13 protein-coding genes and 1 CRISPR repeat array are annotated in these 26862 nt (G+C 51.3%); of the genes, 6 read left to right on the plus strand and 7 right to left on the minus strand.

The window, feature by feature from the left end; translation table 11 throughout:
* Positions 1–29: 29 nt before the first annotated feature.
* From Mal48_RS05345 to Mal48_RS23155, 3 genes are all read right to left on the minus strand, one after another.
* Positions 30–1199: a sialidase family protein gene (locus tag Mal48_RS05345; protein ID WP_145196858.1), complete on the minus strand. Its 1170-nt coding sequence runs from the start codon at positions 1197–1199 to the stop codon at positions 30–32.
* Positions 1200–1264: 65 nt separating this feature from the next.
* A complete protein-coding gene (locus Mal48_RS05350; RefSeq protein WP_145196859.1) occupies positions 1265–1570 on the minus strand; it encodes a Dabb family protein in 306 nt (101 codons plus the stop codon).
* A gap of 185 nt (positions 1571–1755) precedes the next feature.
* Complete coding sequence (locus Mal48_RS23155) at positions 1756–3870, minus strand: 3-keto-disaccharide hydrolase (protein WP_197442077.1); 2115 nt, start codon at positions 3868–3870, stop codon at positions 1756–1758.
* 481 nt (positions 3871–4351) lie between these two features.
* Here Mal48_RS23155 and Mal48_RS05365 point away from each other — a divergent pair, with 481 nt between their 5' ends.
* Positions 4352–6325, plus strand: coding sequence for a glycoside hydrolase family protein (locus tag Mal48_RS05365; protein ID WP_145196861.1), 1974 nt, complete (start codon positions 4352–4354; stop codon positions 6323–6325).
* Positions 6326–6400: 75 nt separating this feature from the next.
* Positions 6401–7273, plus strand: a complete 873-nt coding sequence (locus tag Mal48_RS05370; RefSeq protein ID WP_145196863.1) for a hypothetical protein — start codon at positions 6401–6403, stop codon at positions 7271–7273.
* A gap of 14 nt (positions 7274–7287) precedes the next feature.
* Here the strand turns inward: Mal48_RS05370 and Mal48_RS05375 are convergent, their stop codons facing one another.
* A complete protein-coding gene (locus Mal48_RS05375; RefSeq protein ID WP_145196865.1) occupies positions 7288–12399 on the minus strand; it encodes a neutral/alkaline non-lysosomal ceramidase N-terminal domain-containing protein in 5112 nt (1703 codons plus the stop codon).
* 595 nt (positions 12400–12994) lie between these two features.
* Here Mal48_RS05375 and Mal48_RS05380 point away from each other — a divergent pair.
* From Mal48_RS05380 to Mal48_RS05395, 4 genes are all read left to right on the plus strand, one after another.
* Positions 12995–16663, plus strand: coding sequence for a DUF1553 domain-containing protein (locus Mal48_RS05380; protein WP_231739920.1), 3669 nt, complete (start codon positions 12995–12997; stop codon positions 16661–16663).
* A 70-nt stretch (positions 16664–16733) separates the two neighbouring features.
* Positions 16734–18014 (plus strand): DUF1501 domain-containing protein, encoded by a 1281-nt coding sequence (locus tag Mal48_RS05385; protein WP_145196869.1) that lies wholly within the window; start codon positions 16734–16736, stop codon positions 18012–18014.
* 274 nt (positions 18015–18288) lie between these two features.
* Entirely contained in the window at positions 18289–19605 is a 1317-nt protein-coding gene (locus Mal48_RS05390) for an acetylxylan esterase (RefSeq protein WP_197442078.1), read from the plus strand.
* Positions 19606–19806: 201 nt separating this feature from the next.
* Complete coding sequence (locus Mal48_RS05395) at positions 19807–22854, plus strand: beta-galactosidase trimerization domain-containing protein (protein WP_145196873.1); 3048 nt, start codon at positions 19807–19809, stop codon at positions 22852–22854.
* Positions 22855–22871: 17 nt separating this feature from the next.
* On the opposite strand, the gene Mal48_RS05400 is transcribed toward Mal48_RS05395, so the two are convergent.
* From Mal48_RS05400 to Mal48_RS05410, 3 genes are all read right to left on the minus strand, one after another.
* Positions 22872–23648, minus strand: coding sequence for a peroxiredoxin-like family protein (locus Mal48_RS05400; protein WP_145196875.1), 777 nt, complete (start codon positions 23646–23648; stop codon positions 22872–22874).
* Between the two features lie 189 nt (positions 23649–23837).
* Positions 23838–24395 carry a carboxymuconolactone decarboxylase family protein gene (locus tag Mal48_RS05405; RefSeq protein WP_145205771.1) on the minus strand — a complete coding sequence of 186 codons (558 nt, stop codon included), beginning with the start codon at positions 24393–24395 and terminating at the stop codon, positions 23838–23840.
* Between the two features lie 142 nt (positions 24396–24537).
* Positions 24538–25119, minus strand: coding sequence for a TetR/AcrR family transcriptional regulator (locus tag Mal48_RS05410; protein ID WP_145196876.1), 582 nt, complete (start codon positions 25117–25119; stop codon positions 24538–24540).
* Between the two features lie 126 nt (positions 25120–25245).
* Positions 25246–26672: direct repeats of the CRISPR family, unit length 36 nt; unit sequence GCTTCAATGGGGCCGCTCTTTTTTAGAGCGGAGGAC.
* Positions 26673–26862: the final 190 nt, after the last annotated feature.

Raw genomic sequence — 26862 nt, forward strand, 5'->3', positions numbered from 1 at the left:
ACTTCTGCATCATGATGTCAATGAATGATTCAATCTTTCGCGGAGCTTTTCTCACCCTTGTAAAACCAATCAACTGGCAGGCGAGTAATCTGGAGCGAATTCAGTCTTGGGTATTCGCAGTGTCCCAGCACCACGTGATCGCCAACGAAATCGATGGCTGTGTAACAATACCATCCTTCTGGATCTGCACCGATATTCTGGACGTGCTGCCAAGTAGCTCCTTCATCCTTGGAGATTGCAGCGGTGAAAGGTCGACGCCCAACAGGTTTTGCTGAGGCGAGCGGATCGTCACCATTATTCCAGACCAGTAGTAAATCCCCCGTTGAAGGGATGCGTTCAATTGAGGCAGGAGAGGGAGTTGGCTGTGGAATGTTTGAACGTTTTAATTCTGACCATGTGTCGCCTTGATCAGTGGAATGTGTGACAAGTTGACAATCGCGACTTCGGCAAAACATCATGAGTTTGCCATCTTTCAGTTCCACAACTCCCGGTTCCTGAGCGAGTAATTCTGATTCGAGTGTGCTTTGACTGGCTCGCCAGGTTTTGCCATTGTCGTCAGAGAGGTAGCAGAGAATTTGTGCAGAATTCCGCCACTTCGGCCAGCCGGGAAGATAATGAACCGCCAACGGAACAACCAACCGGCCAGACTTTAATTGAACCACGCGATCATTGTTTAAGACGCGATAGCCCTGGTGATCTTTAGGGACCACATAAGTTGGTTCTGACCATGTTTCTCCTTCGTCGGAACTGGTTCGCATCAGAATGTAGTCCAGGTGAGAATAGTTTTCTCCTTGTGGACTGTCGTATTTTTGAACATAGAAGAGCGCGATCTTGCCATTCTGTAAACGTAAGAGTGAAACTGACATCAAGTTCGCTTCGCCCTCTTTTCGCGAAATAACTTTGACGTCATCCTGACTCCAGGTTTTTCCACCGTCAGAAGAGTATCGTCCTACAAGCTCAGCCGGAGCATGATCGCCTGTTCCGATAAACTTTGTGTAAATCAGAAGTAGACGGCCATCTTTTAGCTGAATGAAGTCTCCTTCACTGTTCCTGCCATTCTCCGGTCCGGGAGACAATCGAAGCGGCTTTTCGACTCCCGGTGCCACACCTTGAGGAGGACGGTCTGAGGCGGTTGTTGCAGCCACGAAAGTGAGTGTGATCGCAGTGACAGAAAAAATATCTCGAAAATGACGTCGCATGCTGAATACCTATACCCTTGAGTTCAACTGTCGGATTAGAAAGTGATTGCGAAGTTCGATTTTAATTAACTCAGTGGCTCGAAGTCAGCTTCCTGAAAATCGGCAACTTCTTTCAGCCAGCGATTTTGAACGAACTCAACATGAGCGGGATGTTCGCTGTAGTCTACAAATTCTTGAGGAGTTGCGAACCACATTGAGATGCCGAACGTGTGAGAATTCTTCGGACTCGTTTGACGACGAATTTGAAAGTCTTGCACACCAGGAATCTCAGCGAGTTTTGCCGCTGCGTTCAGGAAGTCTGTCTCCTCCGGGGATTTCGGGGCATGTTGCAAGCGAAAAGTAACTGTATGTTCAATGGCGCGTTGTGTCATGGTCGCTGTCTGTTTATGTAGGACTGATCCTGAAACCTGAAATTGCGCTCTTAAACACTGAGGGAAGTGATCATTCCATAATTTTTCGGACTGGTACAAAAGTGTTTTGAGCGTTACGTAATTAAAGAGACAGCACGCCATGAATGGCGTGCTGTCTGAGATGAGCAAGAAATCACAAGTCTGAATTACTGCTTCAGCTTGTCTTTCGGAGCTTTGCCGATGGGCCACAATTCGTAGCGTCTTACGAACATTTCAGCCTGTTCGGTTTGCAGAAGCAGCTTTCCGAAATCGGGCTTCGCTTCGAAACCTTCGTTGACGACAACGCCATTGACTTTGTAAAGCAAGTGTCCGCCATCTGCAATGACTTCCATTCGTGTCCACTCACCGAATGGGCTTTCGACGTCATCTTTTCCTCGGAAGTCGATCTTGTCGACCCAGTCCACATCTCGTCCATACCAGTTGATGCGTCCTCTGGAAAGTGTGGTTCGTTCGCCACCTTTCTTCCAGACTTTTTCGCCATCTCGGTCTTTTGTGATTTCTGCAGTCAATGAAACCGGATAAGCCTGACCTGTCACGGGATCAGAGCCGGACAGCACGAGAATATCGCCAACTCCACCTTCAATGATTTGAGCTTCAATGGATGCCATCCATGTATTTGAAAGCCCCCCGTCCGGTCCCCAGCAATGGACCAAAAGACCGGAGTCGCGTGTTCGATCGACACGATTTCCCCAGGTTTTCTTACCCCATTTGAATTCCAGAATGAGGTGGTAGTCACGGTAGGATTCATTGGTGATCAATCCGCCGTAACCGTCGCCGGAAATATGAATCATGCCGTCTTTGACTGTGAAGATTTTCTTGGGATCAGCGTAATCTGAACCACGAATCCAGGTGTACATCCCTTCCAGGTTACGACCGTTGAAGATTTTGATCGGACCATCGGTCGGGCTGATTGCGATGTCACGTGATGGAGGAACTGCTGGCTCGCCGGGTAATTCGCGAATCGCAAGATTACGGAATTCAACCGGGTCACGGTGTGCAGCCAGTCCGAAGTGACCGCTCTTTCGTTTTGCCCCAGCAGGAACTTCTCCATCTTTCGATTCTTTGACTTGCGACAAGTCGGCATTCAGAATCGTAGTTCCGTTCAATTCGACAATGATATTGGAGCCACGCATCGTGACTTTCTGGAAGTTCCATTCTCCTGTTGGGCGTAAATAGCCACGATGAGCTGGAACTAAACCGTAGACAGATCCGTGGTACTGTCGGGGATCGAGCTTGGCATATTTCGGATCTTCCGAATCGAGAATTTGCAGTTCAAGTCCTGCAATATGTGGTTGCCCTTCACCAGCGTAACGAAGAATGAACCCATTATTGCCTGCTGGCGGAAGTTTGAACTCTGAGGTGGCGACGAAGTCTGAGTATTCTTTCTCTGTGTAGAGCGATCCGATTGCTCCCTCTTTACAGATGAGTTTGCCATCGACAACTTCATAGCTGTCGACTGCGCCCTTCCAACCGGTGAGATCTTTTCCATTGAAAATTTTCTCAAAGCCTTTGTTCTTCTCTTGAGCTTGCAGAATTTCATTGGCTTCACTTCCCGGGATTTCACGAACGTAAAGCTCTCGGAAATAGAGAGTGTTGCCATGGTTTTGCAATTCGATCTGCCCATTGCGGTAAATTGGCAAGTTGCGTTCCCAAAGGTTTTCCATGACAACATTGTCAGCGACGAGTTGATCGTTCAACTTGATTGTCACTTGTTCGCCAACCATGCGAATGTACATGGTGTTCCATTCGCCAACCGGCTTATCTGCTTTGACAAGCGGAAATCGCTGATGTTTTTTATTGTTCCAGAGCGATCCTGAACCATTCTCAGCTCCATGGCGGAAGTAAGGTTCGTGTTCGGTATCCCAGATTTGAACCTGAGGGCTGCCTCGCAGATAAATTCCGCTGTCTCCTCCTTCGAGGATTTTCCAGTCAACGTAGAGTTCAAAATCTCCATAGTCTTTGTCGGTGCAAAGGCTTTTCCCTTTTCCATCAAAGACGAGTACACCATCTTCAACTTTCCAGTGTGCCCGCATGACTTCATCTGCTTCCTTCTGTGCAGATGCAAGCTCTTCTGCGGACATCGCTGCGCGAGTCTTTGGATTTCCGACAAGACCTTTCCAACCGGTCAAATCTTTGCCGTTGAAAATCGACGTGAACCCTTTGGGAGGGGCCGCCTGGAGCGTCGACGAGAGCTGATTGAGCCCTGCAAGGGTTAATAGGGCGATCAGCATCGCTGATGCGCGATGACGAGTTCGTAACATCTTTGTTCTCCGCGGGGTGATTGTTTCTGCAGGTGAGTATTTCTGCAATTATTCAAAAAACCAAAGCCAACCTCGTTCGCAAACGATAAGGAGCAAAGCAGGATTTGGAAATTCAGTAGGGCAAAAAAATGGGAAGAAGGGGAGGGCTGATGGCCACGAGGTTTATGAAAATTCGTTTTGTGAAAATTCAAAGTGCGAGGACAAAACGGGCAGGCAATTTTGAAAGCGTCACGACGAACCCGCATCGGGAGCAGAAGCGAGCTTTCAGCTTGTCATACTATCTCGTGAATGGAGGCGTAGCAACTGCCGAAGCGAAGGTTTACTCACAGACTGGGGATCAACTATGTTTCCCAGAATCTGAAGCAAATTCAATTGTTGATCACCAAGTTCTGCCTCGTGGCGAGCTCTCTGCGAAGTCATGAAAGTGGCCTTCACAGAGACATCCAACAATTGAAGTTGCTCGAATTTCAGGACTCATACAATGAATATCGTTCTCGGACTCTTCGCCTTGGCTGTCGCTTCTGTCAGCGATGTCGATCAAACAAAAATTGATGACGTCAAATCAGGAAAGATCACTGAGGCTCGTGCATCGTGGTGGGGTTTTGATCCAGTTGACTCTACGAAAAGTCTTCAAAGTGCGATCGACTCGGGGGCAAAGCGTGTCATCATCGAAGATATGGGGCAGCCTTGGATTGTCACCCCGATCAATGCAGCCAGTGATCAAGAACTGGTTTTCGAAAAAGGTGCAGTCCTTCAAGCGAAGAGGGGGGAATTCAAAGGGTCGACCGATTCTCTTTTGAATATTGTTAACAAGAAAAACGTGACGATTTCGGGGTACGGAGCGACCTTGAAAATGCACCGGGACGATTACGCGAAGGCCCCTTACAAGAAAGCTGAGTGGAGAAACACGTTACTGATCCGAGGGAGTTCGAACGTTAAAGTTTCGGGGCTCACCATGATGGAAAGCGGGGGCGACGGAATCTATCTCGGGGTTGGAAGTGGCGGGAAAACGAACAAAGATGTTCACATTCTCGATGTCGTTCTCGACAAACATTATCGCCAGGGAATCAGCGTCATTACCGCGGAAAATCTTCTGATCGAGAATACGATCATGAAGAACACCGCTGGGACCAGTCCGATGGCTGGCATCGATTTTGAACCGAATCATGCCAATGAATCACTCGTGAATTGTGTGATGCGAAACTGTGTTGCAGAAGACAATGCGGGCGTTGGATATGCTTTCTATCTCCCCAACATGACAGCCAAATCGAAACCGATTTCGATCCGACTTGAGAACTGCGTGGCCCGTGGTTCGAATCGTGCACCGATTTCTTTTACTAATGGTGAAGGTGGTGACCAAGGCCCAATGACCGGAACGGTTGACTTCATTGACTGCGACTTCTCCGGCGGGAAAGGAGCGGTTACCACTCTCAGAAGTAAACCGCTTGAAGGAGCAAAAATACGCTTCGTGAACTGTAAGTTGAAGCCCGGTGCAGGGGACGCAAAAACTCCGGTGATTCAGTTCATGACGAGAGTTGGTGATCAGCGCGACGTCGGCGGGATTCACTTTGAGAACTGCGTGATTGAAGATTCAATTGGCCGACCCGTGATGAGCTTTCATGATGGTGCTGGCGGGCTAAGGCTGGCTGACATCACCGGGGATGTGACAATTCGGGCTGGAAACAAGGAGACACAATTACAGATCACTCCGGAATTACTGGCGAAATTGCACCATGGGAACACTTTCAAACGGTTCCCGAGATATGATACTGAGGAGCTTGATTTCGTTCCTGTCAACTCAAACAAGATCGATCAGACTTTCAGGCAGACTTCATTCACTCAGCGTAAGTGGGGGACGTATCTGATTTTTGCCGAACGAGACAAAGAAATCAAAATCACTTTGAACCATTTGAAAGTTGGAAACTATTCCGGGCAGCCAATTCAGGTCAATGCAATCACCCCCAGCGGGAAAGATTTGAACGTTGGGAAAGTTCCGTTTCTGTCGACCACTTCGCTTAGCTTTGTCGCACCTGAAACCGGTCTCTACAGAATCCCGATCCAAAGTGGTCCGAATAAATTTCAATTGTCCTCCACGAATTGCCCGACTGTCATGTCAGGTGAGAAGACACGAGTCTGGTTGATCTCTTCGGTCGGCGATTTGTACTTCTACGTCCCCGCCAATACGAAAGACTTCGGAGTGAAAATTTTCGGAGAAGGGATGGAAGGGATCGGGGCAGCGATACTGAACCCTCAAGGGAAATCTGTGTGGGAGAAGGCAACAATAGCCATGCCAGAGCAATTCGTTGGTGTTCCTGAATCCGAACAGGGGGAAATCTGGACACTGCGACTGTCGCGACCTGCTACGGGATCAATGGAAGACTACTACATTGAACTGCAAGGAATTCCGCCATTTCTGGGAACGAACCGTGAAGGCCTGTTGAAGCCCGTGATGTAACACCTTCATGCAGTCACTTTCATGCAGTCACCGTTTCAACACTGTTCTGAATTCCTCACCAGGAAGCTTTATCGAATGATGAAAACAATTTTTACTTGCTTGCTCTTCTCGCTTGTAACGAGTGCTTCAGCTGAAGACTTTCGTCCCAATATCGGTCCAGAGTTGCCGTCGATCACAGTGAAGTGCGGAGAGGTGACAATCCTCTTGCGGCAGTCGACGCAATGGACTCCTGGGCGAATTGATTTTCGCGGAACACCGATGACAACCGAACGAAGTGCTTATGGGACAGTTTTCCGTTATCCCGAAATTGGTTTCATTGGAACGGCACATCTTGAAAACGAACCCGAAGACTTGCAGTCTCTCGCCTTCTTTTTAGATGGAAAAGAACTCACCACTTTACAAGCGACACTTCAGGGAGAAACATTCCGCTTCGTGCGAAGATCAAAGATTCGCGGCTTCATCCTGACCAACATCTTTGAGATCAAGGAGAACCGCTTTTACGAAACGACGACTGTCGAAGCCGACGTTGAGACGCATCTTGATCTCGTCTATCACTTCATGCACGCGTGGACTCCAACGGCTTCGGAACTGATCGCAGGCAACGATGCCACTCCAGAAGAAGATATTCATCAACCACTTCTGGACGACGAAAAATTTGCTCGACTGTTCTACATTAATCGAGTCGTTGACTGGCTTTCGATCTATGAGCCCAACAGCCAGCAATTTGCAGTTTCCCGGATACTTTCTGCTCCCAAAGAAACAGAAAGTATCTCGATGGTATGGAACGTCCCGAAGACGTACCGCAAGTATTACTTGAAAGCATTCCAGAGCCAGAAGGTCCCCAAAGGTTTCGCTGGAACCTGGAAAATGGTGACCGCTTTCGGACACGAAGACCCAGGGAAATGGCAACCCGCTGCGAAAAAACTGGCTCGTGAACTTCGAAACTGACGAGAGCAGTTAAGTTATTTCGAATCCTTCTGGCGAACGTATTCGATCACGTCGGCGAAGTCTTGCGGTTTCATCGTTTTTTCCAAGCCTTCTGGCATCAGGGATTTTCCAGTGCTGCGGATTTCTGCCAGCTGGTTCCGGAGAATCACTCGCTGCTTCTTTTCCTGTTCGACGAGAGTGATGCTGTTGGCGGTCTCTGCTGCCATGATTCCGGTATAGACACGACCATCTTCGGTCGCTGCGACGTAGGTGACAAACTTTCCGTCGACTGCGGCACTCGGGTCGAGAATCGACGTGAGCAGGCTACTCGGTTTCATGTCAGTGAGAGATCGCAAATTCGGACCAATGTCAAAGCCAACGTTGTCGAGTTTGTGGCAAGTTGAACACTGCTTCTTGAAGATCTCTTTACCACGACTCACTGATCCCTTGAGGCTGAGTACGTTTTGATATTCTTGAACAACCTGGCGTCGGTCTTCGCTTCCCGATTCGGCGAGCAACTTCGAAATGCGTTCGCGAATGTTTTTATCGCGATAGGCTGAAAGGACCTGGCGTGCAGAGGCCCCGATATCGGTACGGGCGACACTCCCGGATTCGATGGCGTCCAGCAGATCGGTTAACCATTCACGACGAGTCGACAAGATCGCTATCATTTCATTTCTCAGCGCCGGTCCGTGGCTGCTCCAGCCTTCCAGCAAATGAGCGCTGACTTTCCTGTCAGAGGTTGACCCCAGGTGACGAACAACTGCAACCTGAACCGATGGCGGAGTTTGTGGTGTCAGTAGGGTGGCGAGTTTGCTGAGATCGGCAGATCGTGTTGCGGGATTCCGTGCGAGTAAAGGGATGGCTGCAATGCGAAGAGATTCTTCTGCATTCGAGTCAACTGCCGTTGCAAACGCTTCAGCGACAAGGTCGTCTATTTGCAACTGTAGTGACTCTCCGCGTTGACCTTCTTCGTTGAGCAACTTGTTCAGGGGTAGATCGCGACGTTGTAGAGCATCGAATAGCTCAGCGATCGTTTTCCATTGCCATGTTTGCAACTCCGGATTTTGGGTTCTCAGGACTGCTTCTAATCCGTCCAGCGTGGCCGCTTGATTTTCAAACGCCACTGACAACGCGAGCAGTTGCCCGACAAGTTGACCTGCGGCAGGGTTTTCAATTTTCAGTAATGCAGAAGATAAGACATCACTGAGGTTCGATTGATTGATTGAACTCATTCGAGCTGAAACGAGATACGGATCGTTCGCATCGGAAATGGTGAGATCGACGAGAGCATCTGCACTCGCCTTACCGGACCATTCGCCCAACGTGCAAGAGAGTTGAAGACGAACACGAGCGTCGGCATCATCCGCAAGTTCAATTGCTTTGGCGATCAACTCTGGATGTTGTTCGCCCATCGGTTCAGCCAGTCGAATTGCGTGGCGTCGGACTCCGGGGTGTGCATCTTGCAGGGCCTGTTCGACAATCGAGGGTGTCAGTTTGCCGAGTCCATCAAGAGTGCAGAGGGCATGCAGGCGACCCAGCGGATTCTCACTCTTTCGGGCGATCTCTTCGAGCGGGGCAACTGTCGCAGGGTCGTTTTTCCATTGGATCAACTGACTCGCCAAGTCTCGTTGTTCTCCGCTGGGGCTGTTTAACAGTTCGACAAGTTCAGCCGGATTGAGAGTTTCCAGGTTTTGAATCGGACGCGGCTTCTGACCTTTCGGAACAATCCGATAGATGCGGCCCAGATTCTCTCCTGAACGGTAGAACGGTTCCAGTTCTTTTTGACCTTCTGGCGGCAGCCACCGCGGATGCTCGATCATGTAGCGATACATGTCCACAACCCACAACGCTCCGTCTGGACCCGTTCTCACCATCACAGGGCGACACCAGCGATCTTTCGAAGCAAAGAAGTCGGTCTCTTTCTCTGCTGAATCTCGATGGGACATAAAGCTTGGCCCTTCGGTTTCGATGACATTATGCTGAACAAGATTATGAAACGGTTCGCACGTGAAAGCGTGCTCCGAATTCAACTCTCGCGGGAAGAGTAATTCGTCTCGATATACGATGGCTGAGCAGGCGGAGGTAAATCGTCCCGACTGTTCGAATCCATGGAAGCGTTTCTGCGGGCTCTTGGCTGGATAAACTTTGGGATTTCGCTCACCGACTAGAATCTTGCGCGGATCAGGGGGCGCGAAGTGAGGGTTTCGTCGCAGGTAATGATCCTGCAAAACAAAATGCCAGAGCGGGAAACTGTTCTGCTGACCAAACCAGTTCCCCCAATCATCTCGATTTCGACCGAATTGTGACGGACCACTTTGAGGATCGATGTCGCCAGTGTCGGGGCGAAACCGGAAGTCTCGGCTTCCGAGTTCAACCGTCGCGTCTGATCTTGTTGAGTGAAGTTTCCGATCGGCCCCGTAACCGCCGTGATGGGCTCCACTCGCGCAGTAGATCCAGTTGTCGAGTCCCCAACGCAAGCCGTTGACTCGTAGCTGTTGATTCCCTTCCTGAAACCCGGAATACAACACCTCCTGCTTATCCGCTTTGCCGTCGCCGGTTGTGTCTTCTGCGAAGAGAATCTCTGGAGCGGCAGTGATGAGGACACCATTTCGCCAGGGCATCAATCCGGTTGGAAATCGTATTCCATCCAGGAACAGAGTTGAGCGATCGTATTGTCCATCGTTGTTCGTATCCTCTAAATATCGAACACGCCCGCCTGGCTTTCCTTTGCCATCCATGCCGAGTGGATAGTCAGCCATCTCTGCGACCCACAGCCGACCATCAGTTCCCCACGCAATCGCGACCGGGTCTTTCACCAATGGTTCCGCTGCGATCAGTTCAATTTCATATCCGTCACGAATATGCGTAACGGCCAAAGTTTCTTCTGGGGAAAGTGGAGGATCCTCAGGTGTAATCGAACCGGTGGTGGGAGAAGTTTCATCCTGTTGTTCTGCTAACGCAAATCCCGATGAACTGAAATGTGATGCAATTTCTTGCAGGGTGAGAGTACGTTTGTAAATCGCGATTTCTGACAACTTTCCTTCGAATGGTGCGAGTCCATCATTTCGACCACCGACGAAAATGTCATCGACATCCTTCGGGTGTGTGACGGAAACTTCCCCACGAATTTCCGGAGTGGTGTTTCCATTCAAGTAAATTTTGACCTGTTGCCCGTCTCGAACGATGGCGACATGATTCCAGGTTTTTGTGGGCAGCACAGTCTTCCCGATGAGCAGTTCATCCTTCTCGTTTCCATTGAAGAAGATCAGCTTGCCAGCATTTTCTGCATTCTGATATGTGCCACCAATTCCAAGATGATCACCGGCAGCATCTTTTTGTCCCGGTGTCCCACGTGAGAGAATGTAGCCGGTGACCGCACGAGCATCATTCGGTAAACCATTCCAGAACCACAACTCGGCTGACCAGGTGTCGCCCAAACCTTTCACTTCTGATTGCATTCGCCCACCAGCAAAGTGAGCTGCTCGATTGGCAGTTTTCTTTTGCTGCTCTGAAGTCTCAGCGAATCCCGGCAAGAAATACGCCACACCGTTTTCGTACGTTCCGTGATTCTGTCCAATCGCATCGACTGCGCGGCTCCCTGACATTTCGTTGAATCGCCAATATGCTGCCGGTTTCGAGGCGAATATGCTTGTTGAGTAGTCGTTGGTATGTGCCTCAATTTCACGACGAGGCTTGCCTGCGACCTTTTCGAGAAGTCCCAATAGTGTCTCGACAATTTGGGGTTCTGCCTGAACTTCCAGTCCTGCTGTCCGTGCTGGCCAGGTTGTGTAGCCCCCTAACGCATGTTGTTCTGGAGGAGGGATATAGCCTTGCGCTCCGTTTGCCAGCTCGATGTTAAAGGTCGGTTGAAGCGGGCTTTGGGCTTTGAGCTTAAGCCCGGTGAGACCATACACTTCATTCGGAATCGCTGTGATTCCGATGTCACCGATTCGGACCGCCTGTAACTTAATTTCAACTTCCGGTTCTTCATGCAGATAGATTTGCTCGCGAGCATAAATTTCAGCTCTGGACTTTGGTAATTGATCACCCAGCTCTTCGAGAATCGACTGCGACCACTTCAAGCGCTCATCGTCTGGTGCACGTCGTTGGAGTTTCAACTTCGCTTCAGCCATTGCGAGTGAAACATGATCTTGATACTGAATCGTTTTGTATGCTTCGCGAGCCACTTGGGCGACTTCGAGTGTGTATTGATCGAGATCCCGTTTCTGTGCCGGTGATCCATAATCCATCCACATGCTGTCGCCGCTTGTTCCTTGCGACATGATCCCCACGAAGGAATCGGTATTTTCTTTGACTCCGATCAGTTCTGCGAACTTGTTCCCGAAGCGACCGCAGAAGTCGCCTGACACGAGAGGCGCTCCATAATAATGAAGTGCATAATTTGCCAAGACGCCTAATGGCTGACCTTCTTTTGTCTGTACTGAAATCAATGACAGGTCAGTGTCTGCTGGTCCTGAAGGAGCGATATGATTTTTACTTAAATACCCCGGATGCATGTGTGCTCGTACGTTACGAACACCAAAAGGATCAGACGCCATGCGATCAGGGCGATAAATCCAGCGACGACAATGGTTGTGTTCGTAATCTTTCACCACTGTCCAACCGACTTTCGCCGGTTGCATCTTCTCAGCTGCCTGATGAATACTCTTGGCAATCTGACCGACCAAAAACTGTTGGTACTCAACGTCTGGTCGACTTCCAAGACATCCCATCGCTGACGGAGCGGAATGCGTGTGTGTTGCAGAGATCAGCATCCGATCGACAGGAATCCCAGTCGACTCGTGGGCCATCTCCTTAGCGTCGTCCAGGAGATGACGCTGAATCATCAGACTGTCAACGACGACAATTGCTAAGCGCGTCTCGCCGTCGTCCAAGACCATCGCACGTGACATCAATCGGTCATGAGCACGGTCTGCCTTCCCTTCGAGAAACTGTCCATTCACAATGACCGGAAACTGCGTCGGAGTAATATCCACCGCAGCGACACCCGCCAGGAAAGCAGGGGCTTTCTGAGTGAGATTTTCTGCCCCTTCGCTGACGGAGCAGAAGCAAGCGAGGACAACGATGAAACGGGAAATCAGACTCGGAGAGGACTTCGTTGAGACAACAGGAAAATTGATCACAGAAACTGGTTCCTTTGTGGGATTGAAATTTGTCTTCGCAACCGGTCTGAAAAAGCTTGAATTTCATTCCTTGGCCAAAGAGTAGTTGAGCAAGAGGTACTCGTCATGCCAAGTAAGAGCAGTAGAAAAATGAAGTGCAATATAGCAGCCATCGGAATTCAGCCGATTTCTGAGATGCTGCAGATTTCAAAGAGAGGTCCCACCTTACCTCTCTCAAATTGTCGCCAGACCTGCAATAATTTATTGCTATAGTGCCCTAACATTGAAAATTCGGTATTGTGAATGAATTATTGTAGAAGCTGGTCGCCTTTGGCGATCACTTCATTAGGGGCGTACTCGATAATAATCATCTCGTTGCTCCCGATATTATTACCCGACTTTCCTCAGCTGAAGTTGAGAGCCTGTTTGACAACCTCTGCGATGAAGAAAACTTTCAGTGCTTAGTCACTGTTAAGGAGGTTGAAGAGAGGTCTTCGAATGAGTTCTAAGGATATTCAAAATGAGTCTCTTTCAGAAAGCCGTTCATGCCTGCGGCTTAAGGAGTTCCAGAACATTTCGAGTCAGTCTGATTGTAGTTACTACTTTCACGGTGCTGATGTTGCCTGCGTTTGAGGTCGCCGCTGAGGGAGAGGCCGCTGAGGGTGAGAATGAACCGATACTGGAATGGCGATTTGATGGGGAGTCGCAACCCGGTTCGTGGCAAGGCAAATTCGGAGCGACCGCCAGTGGCCCCCGTCCGCCGCGTTATCCGGGATTTTCTGAAACAAACAACAGTGCGACCTTTGTCGGTCATGAAGGCTGGATTCTTGTCAAAGATCACGAACGAGGCGGATTTACGAATGTTCGCTTTGGGGCGGGAGAGACATTTGCGTTCGAAGCTTGGGTGAAATTGAAATCGATTGGCAAAGGGCGGATGGTTTATCTCATCGGGAAAGGTCGCCATAGAAAATTTGGCGAGAATCTCAACGAAAATAACCAGAACTACGCCTTCCGACTCAAGGGAACCGGCGACGGCGCCAAGCTCGGTTTTCTCTTTACGAGTGAGCACCCGGAAACGAAGGAACCCGACTGGCATCGCTGGTGGAGCAATGCCGAAATGCCGCTCAACGGCTGGCACCACCTGGCGTTTGATTTCACTTTTGGAAAGGCTGACAGCCTGCACGCGTACATCGACGGCAAACCTGTTGATGGTGTTTGGGACCTCAGTGGTCCAACGAGCCACTCGCCGGTGCAGGACACTGATGATCTGGTGATCGGCACCGGTTATGGGCGCAGTTCCGCTGAATCATTCCAGGGCTGGATGGACAACATCGCAATCTATCGCAAGCCGTTCTCTCCAGAGGTCATCGCTCAACGTTACTCCTATGTCCCACCGCCACCACCTGTGACTCGCGAGATGATTCCATCTGGCAAGGTGCTCGTTCAGATTAGTGAAGAGGGCGTTCCGGCCTCGAATAACTGGCCAGAGGAACCGTTGGTCACGGAGACTTATCACGAAGATGTCTTCGGACTGTTTGAGCTTCCACAAAAATATGTTGCGACAGGTGTTCGAGGTGACCGGGCGAATCCGTCTCATTTACGAGCCTCAGCGATAGTGAAACTCCCTGCTGGGAAACACCGTCTTTTGTTAAGAGGTCGTGGTGTTTGTCGGCTTTCAATCGATGGAAAGAAACTGCTCGAAACGTCAGCCCGACCAAACGATCCGGGAGGGTATGAGAAGCTCTCAGTTCAGGATAATTACCTCGATCTCGGTCCAGACTTCCGCTTCGCACCTCCGGGAAATCGTGACGCCTGGTGTGAATTCGAAACTTCGGGCGGAGAGCATTTCGTCATTCTGGAAACACTTGTCGGTGGCGTCACAGGCGGCGGGCGATTTCGGCCCGAGGTCGGGGAAACTGTCGTCGCTGTCTCACTGGAAGGGAGCGAGTCATGGTCGCTTCTTTCAGCTGGGGATCGTGAAGTCAGTTACACGGATGAAGGCTGGCAGGAGTATGAAGCAGAGCGCCGAGAAGTGCTCGCCCGAGTGAACGCAGCTGCCCGCGCCGAACGTCGAGCTGCTCATCAGGTTTATTGGGATGGAAGACGCGCTGCGGCCGCTGCGTGGCTGGCAGAGACCGACAAAGTCAACGTTCCTGAGCTTCCGGATGATGCCCCCGCACACAACGCAATCGATCATTTCATCGCTGCTCGGATTGCTGAGAGTAAACAAGACTCAACAAAAGCTGATCAGGGTGGTGTCGACTATTTCAAGGAGATTCGACCATTACTGGAGTCGCGCTGTTATGAATGCCATCAAGGTGGTAAGGCACAGGGCAATCTCCGCATCGATGATCACGCATCGATTCTGAAGGGGGGAGATTCCGAAACGCCCGCCATCGTTCCTGGAAACATCGACGAGAGCGAACTCATTGCGAGAATCACTTCGAAAGATGAGTACGTCGTCATGCCGCCAAAGGGAGCTCCACTCACGGACGACGAAGTCGCTCTGCTAAAACGCTGGATCGAGGAGGGTGCTGTATGGCCGCAATTCGATATCGAGAACTTCGAGCCAACTCCGCTCGCCGACGACCTCAGCTTTCTCCGGCGAGTCACTCTCGACACCGTTGGTGTCACACCGACTGAGGCCGAGATCGCTGCGTTCATGAACGACAACCCGGAGACACGCCGCGCCAACGTTATTGATCGCTTGTTGAACGATCCTCGCTGGGCAGACCATTGGATGGGCTACTGGCTCGACGTTCTCGCTGAAAACCCAAATATGATTAACCCGACGCTGAACAACACCGGCCCGTTTCGCTGGTGGCTGTATGAGTCGCTCCTTGATAACAAACCCGCCGACCTTTTCGTGACAGAGTTGATCCGCATGGAAGGGAGTGAACGATTCGGTGGACCGGCAGGCTTCGGCACCGCTTCGCAGAACGATCTGCCGATGGCCGCCAAGGGAATTATTGTCAGCTCCGCGTTTCTCGGGGTCGAAATGAAATGTGCCCGGTGTCACGACGCACCAACGCATGTTTCAATGCAAGAGGACTTACTACAACTCGCGGCCCTTTTGAAACAAAAAACGATCACGCTGCCCGAATCGAGTAGCGTCCCACTTGGACGACTCGAGCAGACCGGCCGTAAACCACTTATTGAAGTGACTCTCGAACCGGGGACTCAAGTTCAGCCAGCTTGGCCTTTCGAGCGTTACTGCGATGAATCGGTGGCGGACTCACTGGCTGAACATCCGGAAAACTCACGAGATCGACTCGCTGCACTCATCACTGCTCCGCAAAACGAACGTTTTGCGCAGGTGATGGTGAACCGCGTCTGGCAGCGGCTCATGGGGCGTGGCCTGGTGCCCAGTCTGTCCGATTGGGAAAAGAACAGCCCCTCTCATCCAGACTTGCTGCGGTGGCTTGGGCATCAATTCGTTGCCTCAGGTTATGATATGAAGGCCGTTAGTAGATTGATTCTGAATTCGCATGCGTATCAACGTGCGACCGATCCAACGCTGACTGAAACCAGCCCCCTCTTCATCTCCCCGGCCCCCCGACGATTGACAGCCGAGCAGATTGTTGATTCTGTTTTCCACGCGACCGGGACTCCCTTCGATCTGGAAGAAGTCAGTCTGGACATCGACGGCGTTCGTTCTATTAAGACCACTATTACCCTCGGACATGCTCGGCGTTCCTGGATGCTGGCTTCAACGTCCAACGAACGGGATCGTCCCAGTTTATCACTGCCACGTATTACGGCTGTGACAAGTGTGTTAAAGACCTTCGGTTGGCGCGGAGCCAGACAGGATCCGCAAAGTCTTCGCGACACAGATTCCAACATTCTTCAGCCAGCGATCTATGCCAACGGCGTCATGAGCATCTGGCTGACGCGGCTGAGCGATCGACACGGAATCACGCAGCTTGTCATGGAAGATCAGTCGGTCGAACAACTGGTTGACCGACTATTTCTTAAATTGCTGACTCGGAAGCCGTCGGCTGAAGAGAAAGAGCTTTACGTAAATTTATTGTCCAAAGGGTACGACACTCGTGTCATCCCTGAATCGAAGCGAATCAAGCCGACACCAGGCAAGCGAGAACCCGTTCGCTATGTGACTTGGTCGAATCACGTTGATGGCCCAGCCAATGAACTGGCTGTTCAGCAAGAAGCTGAAGCTCGTCGTGGTGACCCGCCTACCAATGCCTTGGACAACGATTGGCGTCTTCGTATGGAGGACGTGCTCTGGGCAATTCTTAATGCTCCCGAATGGGTTTACACCCCTTGAGAAGTTTGCAGGACATGGCTGAACTTCTCAAGCTGGCGATCTCAGATTACTTGACATTTGGAACAATTTGATGCAACGACGACATTTCATAAAACAAGCTGGCGTATTAGCTGGAGCTGCTCTGGCAAGTCGCTCAACATTCGCATCTCCAACTGCAATAAACGTCCCGAAAGGGAAAGCTGAGCACGTGGTGTTCGTCTGGCTGGGTGGGGGAATGGCCCAGATCGATACGTTCGATCCCAAGAATCGCGGGAACTCCAAAGCGACACCAAAGCTCGCCGGCTCTGAGTACGACACGATCGACACCATCGTCCCTGGTGTAAAGTTCTGCGAGCATTTACACCGCACTGCGAAGCTCGCTGACCGACTCACTGCCGTGCGAACCGTCAATCATCATCTGGTCGACGAACACGCTTTCGGGACCAACTTCGTTCATACCGGCCGGCTCATCACTGGGAGTACGACTTATCCCTCAATCGGTTCGATCGTCAGCCATGTGCGAGGAGCAGTCAACCCGGATGTCCCCGCCTATATGCTGATCGGTTACCCCAACGTCAGCCGTGGCCCCGGTTTTCTTGGTGCTAAAGCAGGCTATGTCTATCTCGTTGATACCGAAAGCGGACCAGCTGGCTTCACGCGACCAGAAGGAGTGACGTCACTTCGCGTCGACCGACGTCGGCAGTTGCTCGAACCTTTAACTGCCCGAGTCCCGAACGACTCCGTTGTTGCGCAGTACCGGGATGCTCAGTCTGAGGCTCTGCGTCTAGCTGGACCGGACTTCATGCGACACTTCCGCCTGAAGGATGAGTCTGACGAGTTGCGGCAAGCCTATGGCGGCGAGTTCGGTCAACGTTGTCTGCTTGCTCGGCGTCTGGTGCAAGCAGGAGTGCGGTTCATCGAAGTCTCACATAACCTGAACTTCATCAACGGCACCGGCTGGGACACACATAACGAAGGCCAGCAGAATCAGCACTTGCTCATCGAGGAACTCGACATCGCTTTGTCAGCTCTCATCACTGATCTCGAACAAAAAAAGATGCTCGATAAAACCCTCATTGCAATCGGCACAGAGTTCGGTCGTCCGGCCGCCTACGATGCTCGCGGTGGACGAGGACATCAGGGAAGTTGCTTCAGCCTGCTTCTCGCAGGCGGCGGTTTAAATCATCAAGGCGCTTACGGTGTGACCGATGAGTTGAGTAAGAACATCGTCGAAAACCCCGTTTCAGTCCCGGACTTCCACGCGACGATCCACGCCGCACTCGGCATCAATCCTGCACTTGAACTCTTCGACAATGCCCGCCCCGTGCCGATTACCGACGGGGGCAAACCGATCGCTGCGTTGTTCGGATAAACCTGTTTCAAAACCGACTACAACTTGCTGACGCGTGCCGTTTCGATCCATTAGTCCCAGCGACACTCTATAAAAATTGCTGGCGAATTCCCAATTCTGGATTGAAGCGGCTGGAGTCTACACTCTTCGATAGCCTTGGCTGGGAGGACTGCGCATTTCATGTGGTGAATCGTTCCACGACTGAAGTCTCACTCAATTTTGCTCAAGAGTTGTCTCAGCTTGATCTCAGATGTACTCTCATCGAAAACATTTGATACTGTCCCCGGAGAAATTCATGCGCGCCCTATCTTTCCTGAGACCTCTGACCTTTGCGATCTTGGTACTGTCTGGATCTCTTCTCGCAGCTGAAGAAAACTATTCGCTCAAAGTGGTCGCAGAAAGAGAAAACGCCATTTACGAGATCGGCGAGGAAGCCAAATTCGTCGTGACACTCACTCAGGGAGGGAAGCCTGTCACTGGAAAAGTGACTTACGTCGTTGACGACTTTATGTCGGAGCATGCGGATCAATTCCCACGCGGGAAACTCGATCTGGCGGATGGCAATACGATTCCCGTAAAGATGACTTCTCCCGGATTCCTGAAGTGCCGAGTCAACTTCCAGACATCTGAAAACAAAAAACTATCCGCCACAGCAGGGCTTGGATTTTCACCAACCAAAATTCCTTTGAGCCTTCCGGTTCCGGACGATTTTGATCAATTTTGGGCTGACCAGAAGGAGCAGTTGGCACAAATTCCTGCAGACGCCAAATTGACGCACGTGGATCATAAAGATCAATCGGTTCAGTGTTTCGATGTGCAGGTCGATTGCCTGGGTGGAGCGCCGGTTTCTGGTTACCTCGCCAAGCCACGTAATGCGAAAGAGAAGAGCTTGCCTGCGATTTTATGGGTCCATGGTGCGGGAGTTCGCAGCTCAAGTCTGTCGAATGCAATCAAAGGGGCGAAAGCAAATATGCTCTCCATGGACATCAACGCACATGGACTTCCCAACGGAAAGCCGGGAGAATTCTATCAAGAGCAGAATGCAGGACGGTTGAGTAATTATCGCCACGCCGGTCGCGAGGATCGGGAAACATCCTACTTCCGTGGGATGTTCCTCAGGTTAGTACGCGCCATCGATTTTCTCGCTGACCAACCAGAATGGGACGGTAAGACAGTCATCGTTGTTGGTCATAGTCAGGGTGGTGGTCAGGCACTTGTCGCTGGTGGTCTCGATGAGCGTGTCACGTTTATTGCGACCGGAGTCCCAGCCATTTGCGATCACTCCGGCCGAGCGGCCGATCGTATCAACGGGTGGCCGAAACTTGTTCCGCAGTCAGAGAATGGCGAACCCGACTCAAAGATTCTCGAAGCATCCCGGTATGTCGATGCCGTCAATTTCGCCAGTCGATGCAAGGCTGATGCAATCATGAGTGTCGGCTTCATTGATACTGTTTGCCCGCCGTCAAGTTGCTTCGCAGCCTACAATCAACTGCAAGGAGGCAAGCAAGTCATCAATGAGCCTTTGATGGGACATGCCGCGCCGAGACACATTCATAAGGCTTTCTTCGATGCGATCCAAGAACATGTGAGCCAACAAAACTCTGCAAACTGAACCCGCTTTGAGTTTTTGACTCAACTCCAGTATCGGAAGGGTAATCTGCTCTGCCGTCGCCCAAAGAGGCCTCAGCCAACTTGACCATCACTCACATTTGCATTCACCTGTGGGGCGATCGGTCAGTGGCAGAGGTTTCCATGTCAGTACGATATTCGAAGCAGAACGATAGACTCGAACCTTGAACCGCGAGTGCCGACGATGAAATTCATTCTCTCCGCGATGCTGTTTTTCTTGCTTGGCTCAACTGCTCGGGCAGAACCGATCTTTGTCGAGGCGGAGAACTTTACGTCGACGACCGACGCCTGGAAGGTGTCGAAAAATCAACAGACTCGGTCGGCGTCGCGATTGCACACTTTGCATGGTGCCTCGGGAGATCCACGCGGAAGCGCCCGCCGGGCAATCGAAATCAAACAGCCAGGCAACTACCGAATCTGGGTTCGCTATCTGCACCATGAACGTTTTCGCGGGCCGTTTCGACTCGCCGTGCTGCATGGCGACACGGCGATTGGGAAAGACTTTGACCTTCAATCAAAACCGGATGCGAAGAGCTGGGCATATGTGTGGGACTACGTCGATGCTGACTTACCCGCCGGGACCGTCGATTTAAAGTTTACGAAATTTGAACAGAAGAACTGTTCAGGTTATGTGCGACATCTCGACTGCGTCCTGCTGACTACCGATAAAACGATGGTCCCCAGCCATCTGCCTTATGGAGAACAAACGTTTCTGCGAGTAACTTTGGGGAAGGTCTACGACGAGCCTGTCTATGTTCACATCTTTGCGGATCACTATCGTTCGCCGTGGTATCAACACTTCAGTCTCTCCAAGGCAGGCGCACAACCGGGTTTGCGGCCAAAGGATAGCGAACGAATGCTGGGCGGCGAGCAGACTCCGTGGTGTAACATCACACCTATGCTCTACCAGGACAGCGGGGCGATTCTGAACATCAGCATGAGGCACACGTATCATCAGCATGCCGCAAAATTGCAGGCCCGGTTGGAGTTCGCCACGGCAGCAGACGAGCAGTCAATCGTACGAACGATGGACGTGAAGAGTGATCCAAACGGTTTGGTCGTTGTCGTTCCGCCTGATTTGACAACCGCAGAAAATCTCAGTCGATTAAAGCGAGACTCAAACTTCGCTGAAGCGACCGGTCGAATCGCAGATGCTTTCGATTGGCCCGAGATCGGCAGGAAGCCACAAAAGTTCCCGTTCTTCGTCAGCGCAACCGTCGGAGGTTACGGCACACAAGTCGACAAGTCGGTCAGCGAGCGCGAATGGAAAACGCTGGATTACTTCGGCTTCTGGAATCGTACCCGGTCGTACATTGGTGGTGTTTGGTACATGCAGAATGGTTCGTATTGCAGTCCCGACATTGAACGAATGAAGGAGCGAGCCGCCGCGAAGGCCTCTGAATTTCGTAACAGCGGCAAGTCAATTCACGACATTGTCTTCTGCATGCTCACCGATGAACCGACGGGGCAACCGGCGGCGTTTATGGCTCAAGATGAAGCCTATGTGACCGCCTTTCAGGCTTGGTTGAAGAAGCTGGGCAAGTCGCCAGCCGACTTACTCGTGTCGAATTGGGATGAGGTGAAACCTGTGCCGGACAACCAACGCGACGAGTTTCCAGCGTTACATTACTTCACTCAACGGTTTCGTACCCGTGCACTGGGTGACTTCATGGCGACTCAACGGGGGATTCTGGAAGAGGCCTATGGTCGATCTCTACCGACACTCGTCAACTTCAGCGATGGTGCGACGTATCATGCCAACATGTACGGACAAGGAGTTGACTATTTTGAATTACTGGACGCTGATGACCAGAATGCGATTTGGAGTGAAGACTGGGCTAACGGGGCGTCCAGTTATCAGTGCGGAGCATACAACGTCGACTTGATGCGTGCAGCCTCGCGTGAACGGGGGCAATCGATCGGACACTATCTGGTGACTCACGCCGGTCGTAAATCCTGGGACATCAAACTCAAAGCTGCGAGCGAAACAGCGAGAGGAGTTCGGATCTGGAAGAACTTTTCGTATGGCGTAAGTTGGGGGAGTCACGAAGGTGGACCTGCATGGAAAAGCCATACCTGGTATTCGAAACCTGAGACGTGGCGTGCCAACGCTGAAGTTGTCCGGGAAATTGGCGGTGCGGAAGATCTGCTACTGTCGGCGACGGCCGCACCTGCTGAAGTCGCCATTCTATATTCTTCTTCCTCAGATGCTTGGACAATGAACCGCAATCACGCGTTCGGCTTCAACCGCATGCATACCTGGATGGCACTGGCTCATGCTCAAATTCCCGTCGACTTCTTAGGAGAGAGACAGGTCGAACGTGGCGTCCTGAAGGACTATAAAGTCTGTTACGTCGATGGCCCAAACCTGACACTCGAAGCGGCACGTAAGTTAAGTGAGTGGGTCGCCTCAGGCGGAACGCTGTATCTGTCGGCGGGGGCAGCCAGTCGCGATGAGTACAATCGTCCACTCGAACTCTTCGATTCGCAGTTGGATTCGCAGCGCGACTCTCTGGAAACGCTCCAGCCTTTTTTGAATTCGGGCAGCTACGTCCATATTCTACAACCGCGAGATCAAGTTGTGGCTGATGGCGTAACACTGGACGTTCTATCGGTTCGTCAGCATCAAACTCCGAGTAAAGGCGGCGAAGTCTTAGCGACGTTTGAAGACGGAACTGCAGCCATAATTCGCACGAATGTTGGCACCGGAGTGATCTATTCGGTGGGATTCCTGCCTGCGCTGGACTACATCAGGCAGGCCGTTGTCGCGCGACGCGAAGTGCAAGCCTCGCGGACCACTGAAGAAGATGTGGCGGCCAACCGTACGTCAGCACCAACGCCAACACTCGACGTTCCCGAAAAAGCGACTGCCACAACTTTGGCGGCGGACGCGCGTCTGAATCGATCGTACAATCCTTGGGAATTTCCTGCCAAAACCCGCGAATTGATTCTGCAGCCAGTGCGGGCTGCGGGTGTCGATCCTCCACTCACTTGCAACGTCCCGCTTGTTGATGCGATTTTGCTACAGGCTGAAAACGGAGCCGTCATACCGATCGCAAATTACACGCTGACGCCAATCAAGAAGCTTGAATTCCGCCTGCGCAGTCCACGACCAGTCACTCGGGTTGAGTCGATTCATCACGCATCCATTCCCTTTGAAATAGTCGACAGCGGAACTATCAAATTCTTGTTACCACTCGACGCCAGCGACTACATCAAAGTGTACTATTGAGACTCCATGCAGCGTGACTACTTTTGTGCAGCCGCTTCCACTGCTTTGATGACGTCAGCCGGTTCGGCTCGTTTCTTGTAGTCCGCATCCAGGAACGCGTAGGTGATCTTGCCGGACTGATCTATGACGTAGGTTGCTGAAAGTGGTAGCTCCATTGCGTCGTTACCGTTGTATTCGGGCAATTTGAGTTTGTCGCGGTATGCCGGAATGATCGCTTCAGGAAGTTGAAAGACGAGTCCATACTTTCTCGCCAGTGCATTGTCTTTATCGTGCAATGCTACGAGATCCAGATCATTTGCCTCGGCTGTTTCTTTGGCTTTCTCTGGAAGTTCTGGTGTCAGAACAACCAACTTTGCTCCGGAATTTTCGATTTTGTCCATGCTCTGCTGCATGGCTCGCAGCTGAATGTTGCAGTAAGGACACCAGCCTCCTCGATACCACATTAGAACGATCGGTCCTTCCTGCCAAAGCTCACTGAGCTTGACTGTGCTGCCGTCCCAACCTGTCAATTGAGCGTCAATCGCCGCATCGCCAACCTGCTTGGCAGATTTCTCGATGCCGGTCGCACGGACTTTCTCGATTCCTTGTGCGTATGCCTGACGAACGTCTTCCGGAATTCGCGTTACGCTTGAGGCAGCTTTTTCTTCAAGCTGTTCGGAAAGCATGGGAAGATCTTCTGGTTGAGTTGCTGCGGGGTTCTCGCTTTGAGAATTCGCACTTTCTGTGCACCCGCTGGTTACGGTCAATGCGATGGTCAGCGTGACGATAGTGAGAGGAATTGTTTTGGTGTTCATGTCGCTTTTTCGGTTGAGGAGTGAGGTTCGGTTTCGAGTCGCTGCGGTATTCAGCGACGACGTTGTCGATGACCTTCATTCCTTAAGGTCGTGTTGTTAAGCAGAGCGCTGAGACTTCAAGGTCGGATGAGAATGAGACCTGATATCGAATTCAATACGATCAAGAGCGGCTTCGTGGGAACGCACGGGTTAGGCCTCTGAACTCCACTCGTTCTTTGAAAAGTTGCGATCGAGCGGGGTATCGCCAATGTGGTTCGTGTAGTTCGATAGCACCTTGAAGGCAGTTCCGACGATCACGTCGAAGACTGTTTGCTTCGTATAACCGGCAGCCAGCAACTCTTCGATATCTCCATCGTTGAGGTTGCCTCGTTGCAGATTCACCTTCTCGGCGAAGAGGCGGAGGGCTTCCAGTTTTGGGTCGGCGATCGCTGTTCCGTCTCGCAATGATTTGATGACGTCTTCCGGAACCTTTCCAGCCTGCATGATCGATGTGTGAGCTGCCATGCAGTACGAGCAACCGTTCAGCCGGTTGTTGGTCATCGTAATAATCTGCTGCTCCGTCGTTGAAAGATTCGTTTTGTTGTCGAAGATATCGGTGAGCGACTGGTACGCTTCCAGCAGGGCAGGGGACTCGGCCATCACGGCATGAAGGTTGGGAATAAAGCCATACGCCTTCTTACTATCTTCCAGCAGGGGCTTGCTGTCGTCATTGGCAGTCTCGATCGTGTGAACGCTAAAGTTGGCCATCATGCTTCCTTTGTTGGTTTTGACCAATCGGTCTAGAAGGGGGCGAAAAATGAGGAGCCGCGCTCCTCACAACTCTTTGACGCTTTCTTGGCAGAATTTCTTACCAGGAATTCCTGATAATTTCAGCTATTTTCTTTTCTGCTCATGAAATCAAGTCAACAGCCTGTTGAGAGACCTGTTCCAGTCCCTTTTTCCCAAAGGTCCCACGTCCCAGCACACGAATTCCAACCGCCAGGGCAACTAGAGCCTTGGCTGTCGGGCGAGTGTCAACCGACTCGGGAATGTTGCCAAGTTCCTTACCGCGATCGATTCGTCCTTCAAAGAAACTGACGACCTCTTTGACCCCCGCCGAGACGAGTTTTTTGACGTCATCGTCGTGTGACGAATATTCGAGTGCGGTATTGAACAGCAAGCAGCCCTTTTTATCGGGATCGCTGAGCGTTGCCTTTACGAGCGAGTCGAAAAACATCCTGATCGCTTCACGTGGATCAGCGACTGTTTCCAGCTTTCGAAGTTTACTTGTTCTCAGCTCATCGCAGTACTTCAGCAGCGCGCGGACGAAAAGGTCATGCTTTCCGTCAAAGGCGTTGTAGAGGCTGCCTCGTTTGATTCCTGTCGCGTTTGTGATGTCAGAGATCGAGGTGGCAGCATATCCCTTCTCCCAGAAGACATTCATCGCCTGTTCGATCACATCCGACTCTTCAAATGATTTTTCCCACGGCATTCATAACTCACAAAGGTTCAATCGGCCTCGGTTAAGCCTACGATGGTTAGACCGATCGGTCAACACTCGCACCCCGTTTGTATGAAGCGTGAGAAGTTGAAACAGTATTATTGTCGTAGCTGGGATGCTTCAATAGGGCCGCTCTTTTTTAGAGCGGAGGACCCTTCACGGCTGTTGTTGCCAGAGTCTGTTGATTGGCGCTTCAATGGGGCCGCTCTTTTTTAGAGCGGAGGACACAGCAACCAACTCTGTGACGACATCACGATTGAGACGCTTCAATGGGGCCGCTCTTTTTTAGAGCGGAGGACACGCCGGGGCGATCGCCGCCGCCCTGGTCTATCTCTAGCTTCAATGGGGCCGCTCTTTTTTAGAGCGGAGGACCAAACTAACTAGAGAGAGTGAAAATGACTAAGACTGGCTTCAATGGGGCCGCTCTTTTTTAGAGCGGAGGACGTATAATGGGGGGACGTACTACCGAGTCCCAATCAACGGGCTTCAATGGGGCCGCTCTTTTTTAGAGCGGAGGACCCGAAAAATTGAACTCACCACAATGGGTGATATGGTTGCTTCAATGGGGCCGCTCTTTTTTAGAGCGGAGGACTTAGTGGTTATCATATTCTAAACTTCCAACATGAAAATGCTTCAATGGGGCCGCTCTTTTTTAGAGCGGAGGACGGAAAACCGCCAAAAATCGGCAAACCCAAGAAAGGATGCTTCAATGGGGCCGCTCTTTTTTAGAGCGGAGGACGCTGTCGTTGCAAGACTTGCCACCGCTCACACCCGCAGCTTCAATGGGGCCGCTCTTTTTTAGAGCGGAGGACCGGACGTTTACTACGAATGGCGGATCGCAGCCTACCGCTTCAATGGGGCCGCTCTTTTTTAGAGCGGAGGACTCGACATCGTCGAAGCCGCAAAACAGCACGCGAGGTGCTTCAATGGGGCCGCTCTTTTTTAGAGCGGAGGACGTGATTCGGAAGGTAAAGTTTCACTTTCAGGTGTTTTGCTTCAATGGGGCCGCTCTTTTTTAGAGCGGAGGACTTAGTGGTTATCATATTCTAAACTTCCAACATGAAAATGCTTCAATGGGGCCGCTCTTTTTTAGAGCGGAGGACGGAAAACCGCCAAAAATCGGCAAACCCAAGAAAGGATGCTTCAATGGGGCCGCTCTTTTTTAGAGCGGAGGACTCGAAAATCGTATAACTATCGTTGATAGAATAGCGGCAGCTTCAATGGGGCCGCTCTTTTTTAGAGCGGAGGACGAAGCAGTGATTGAATTAAGAGCCATTTTGACACCTTGCTTCAATGGGGCCGCTCTTTTTTAGAGCGGAGGACCCTGAGGCAAATCTAAATGAAAAAAAGATTTATAGTAGCTTCAATGGGGCCGCTCTTTTTTAGAGCGGAGGACCATTCTGGGGATCGTAATTGGCGCTGTCGTGTTCGTAAGCTTCAATGGGGCCGCTCTTTTTTAGAGCGGAGGACCGACGGCAAGCGTGGTCCCGCAGCCGACATCACCCCAGGCTTCAATGGGGCCGCTCTTTTTTAGAGCGGAGGACCCGCCCGCGTTCAAAGTCGCTAAGCATACACACTTTGCAACGACGATTTCGCGGGGTCGGTGAAAATGGGGTTCTAAAGGCATCTTATCGTAGGCTCAAGTTTCTTACTGGTTGCCAAAGAACGACTTACGGCTGCGAGGGCTAAGAGGTGTTTTCAGGCCACCGGAGCCCTCGAGTCTAAAAAAGTCTA

Source organism: Thalassoglobus polymorphus (assembly GCF_007744255.1).
In the GTDB taxonomy this organism is placed as follows: Bacteria; Planctomycetota; Planctomycetia; order Planctomycetales; family Planctomycetaceae; genus Thalassoglobus; species Thalassoglobus polymorphus.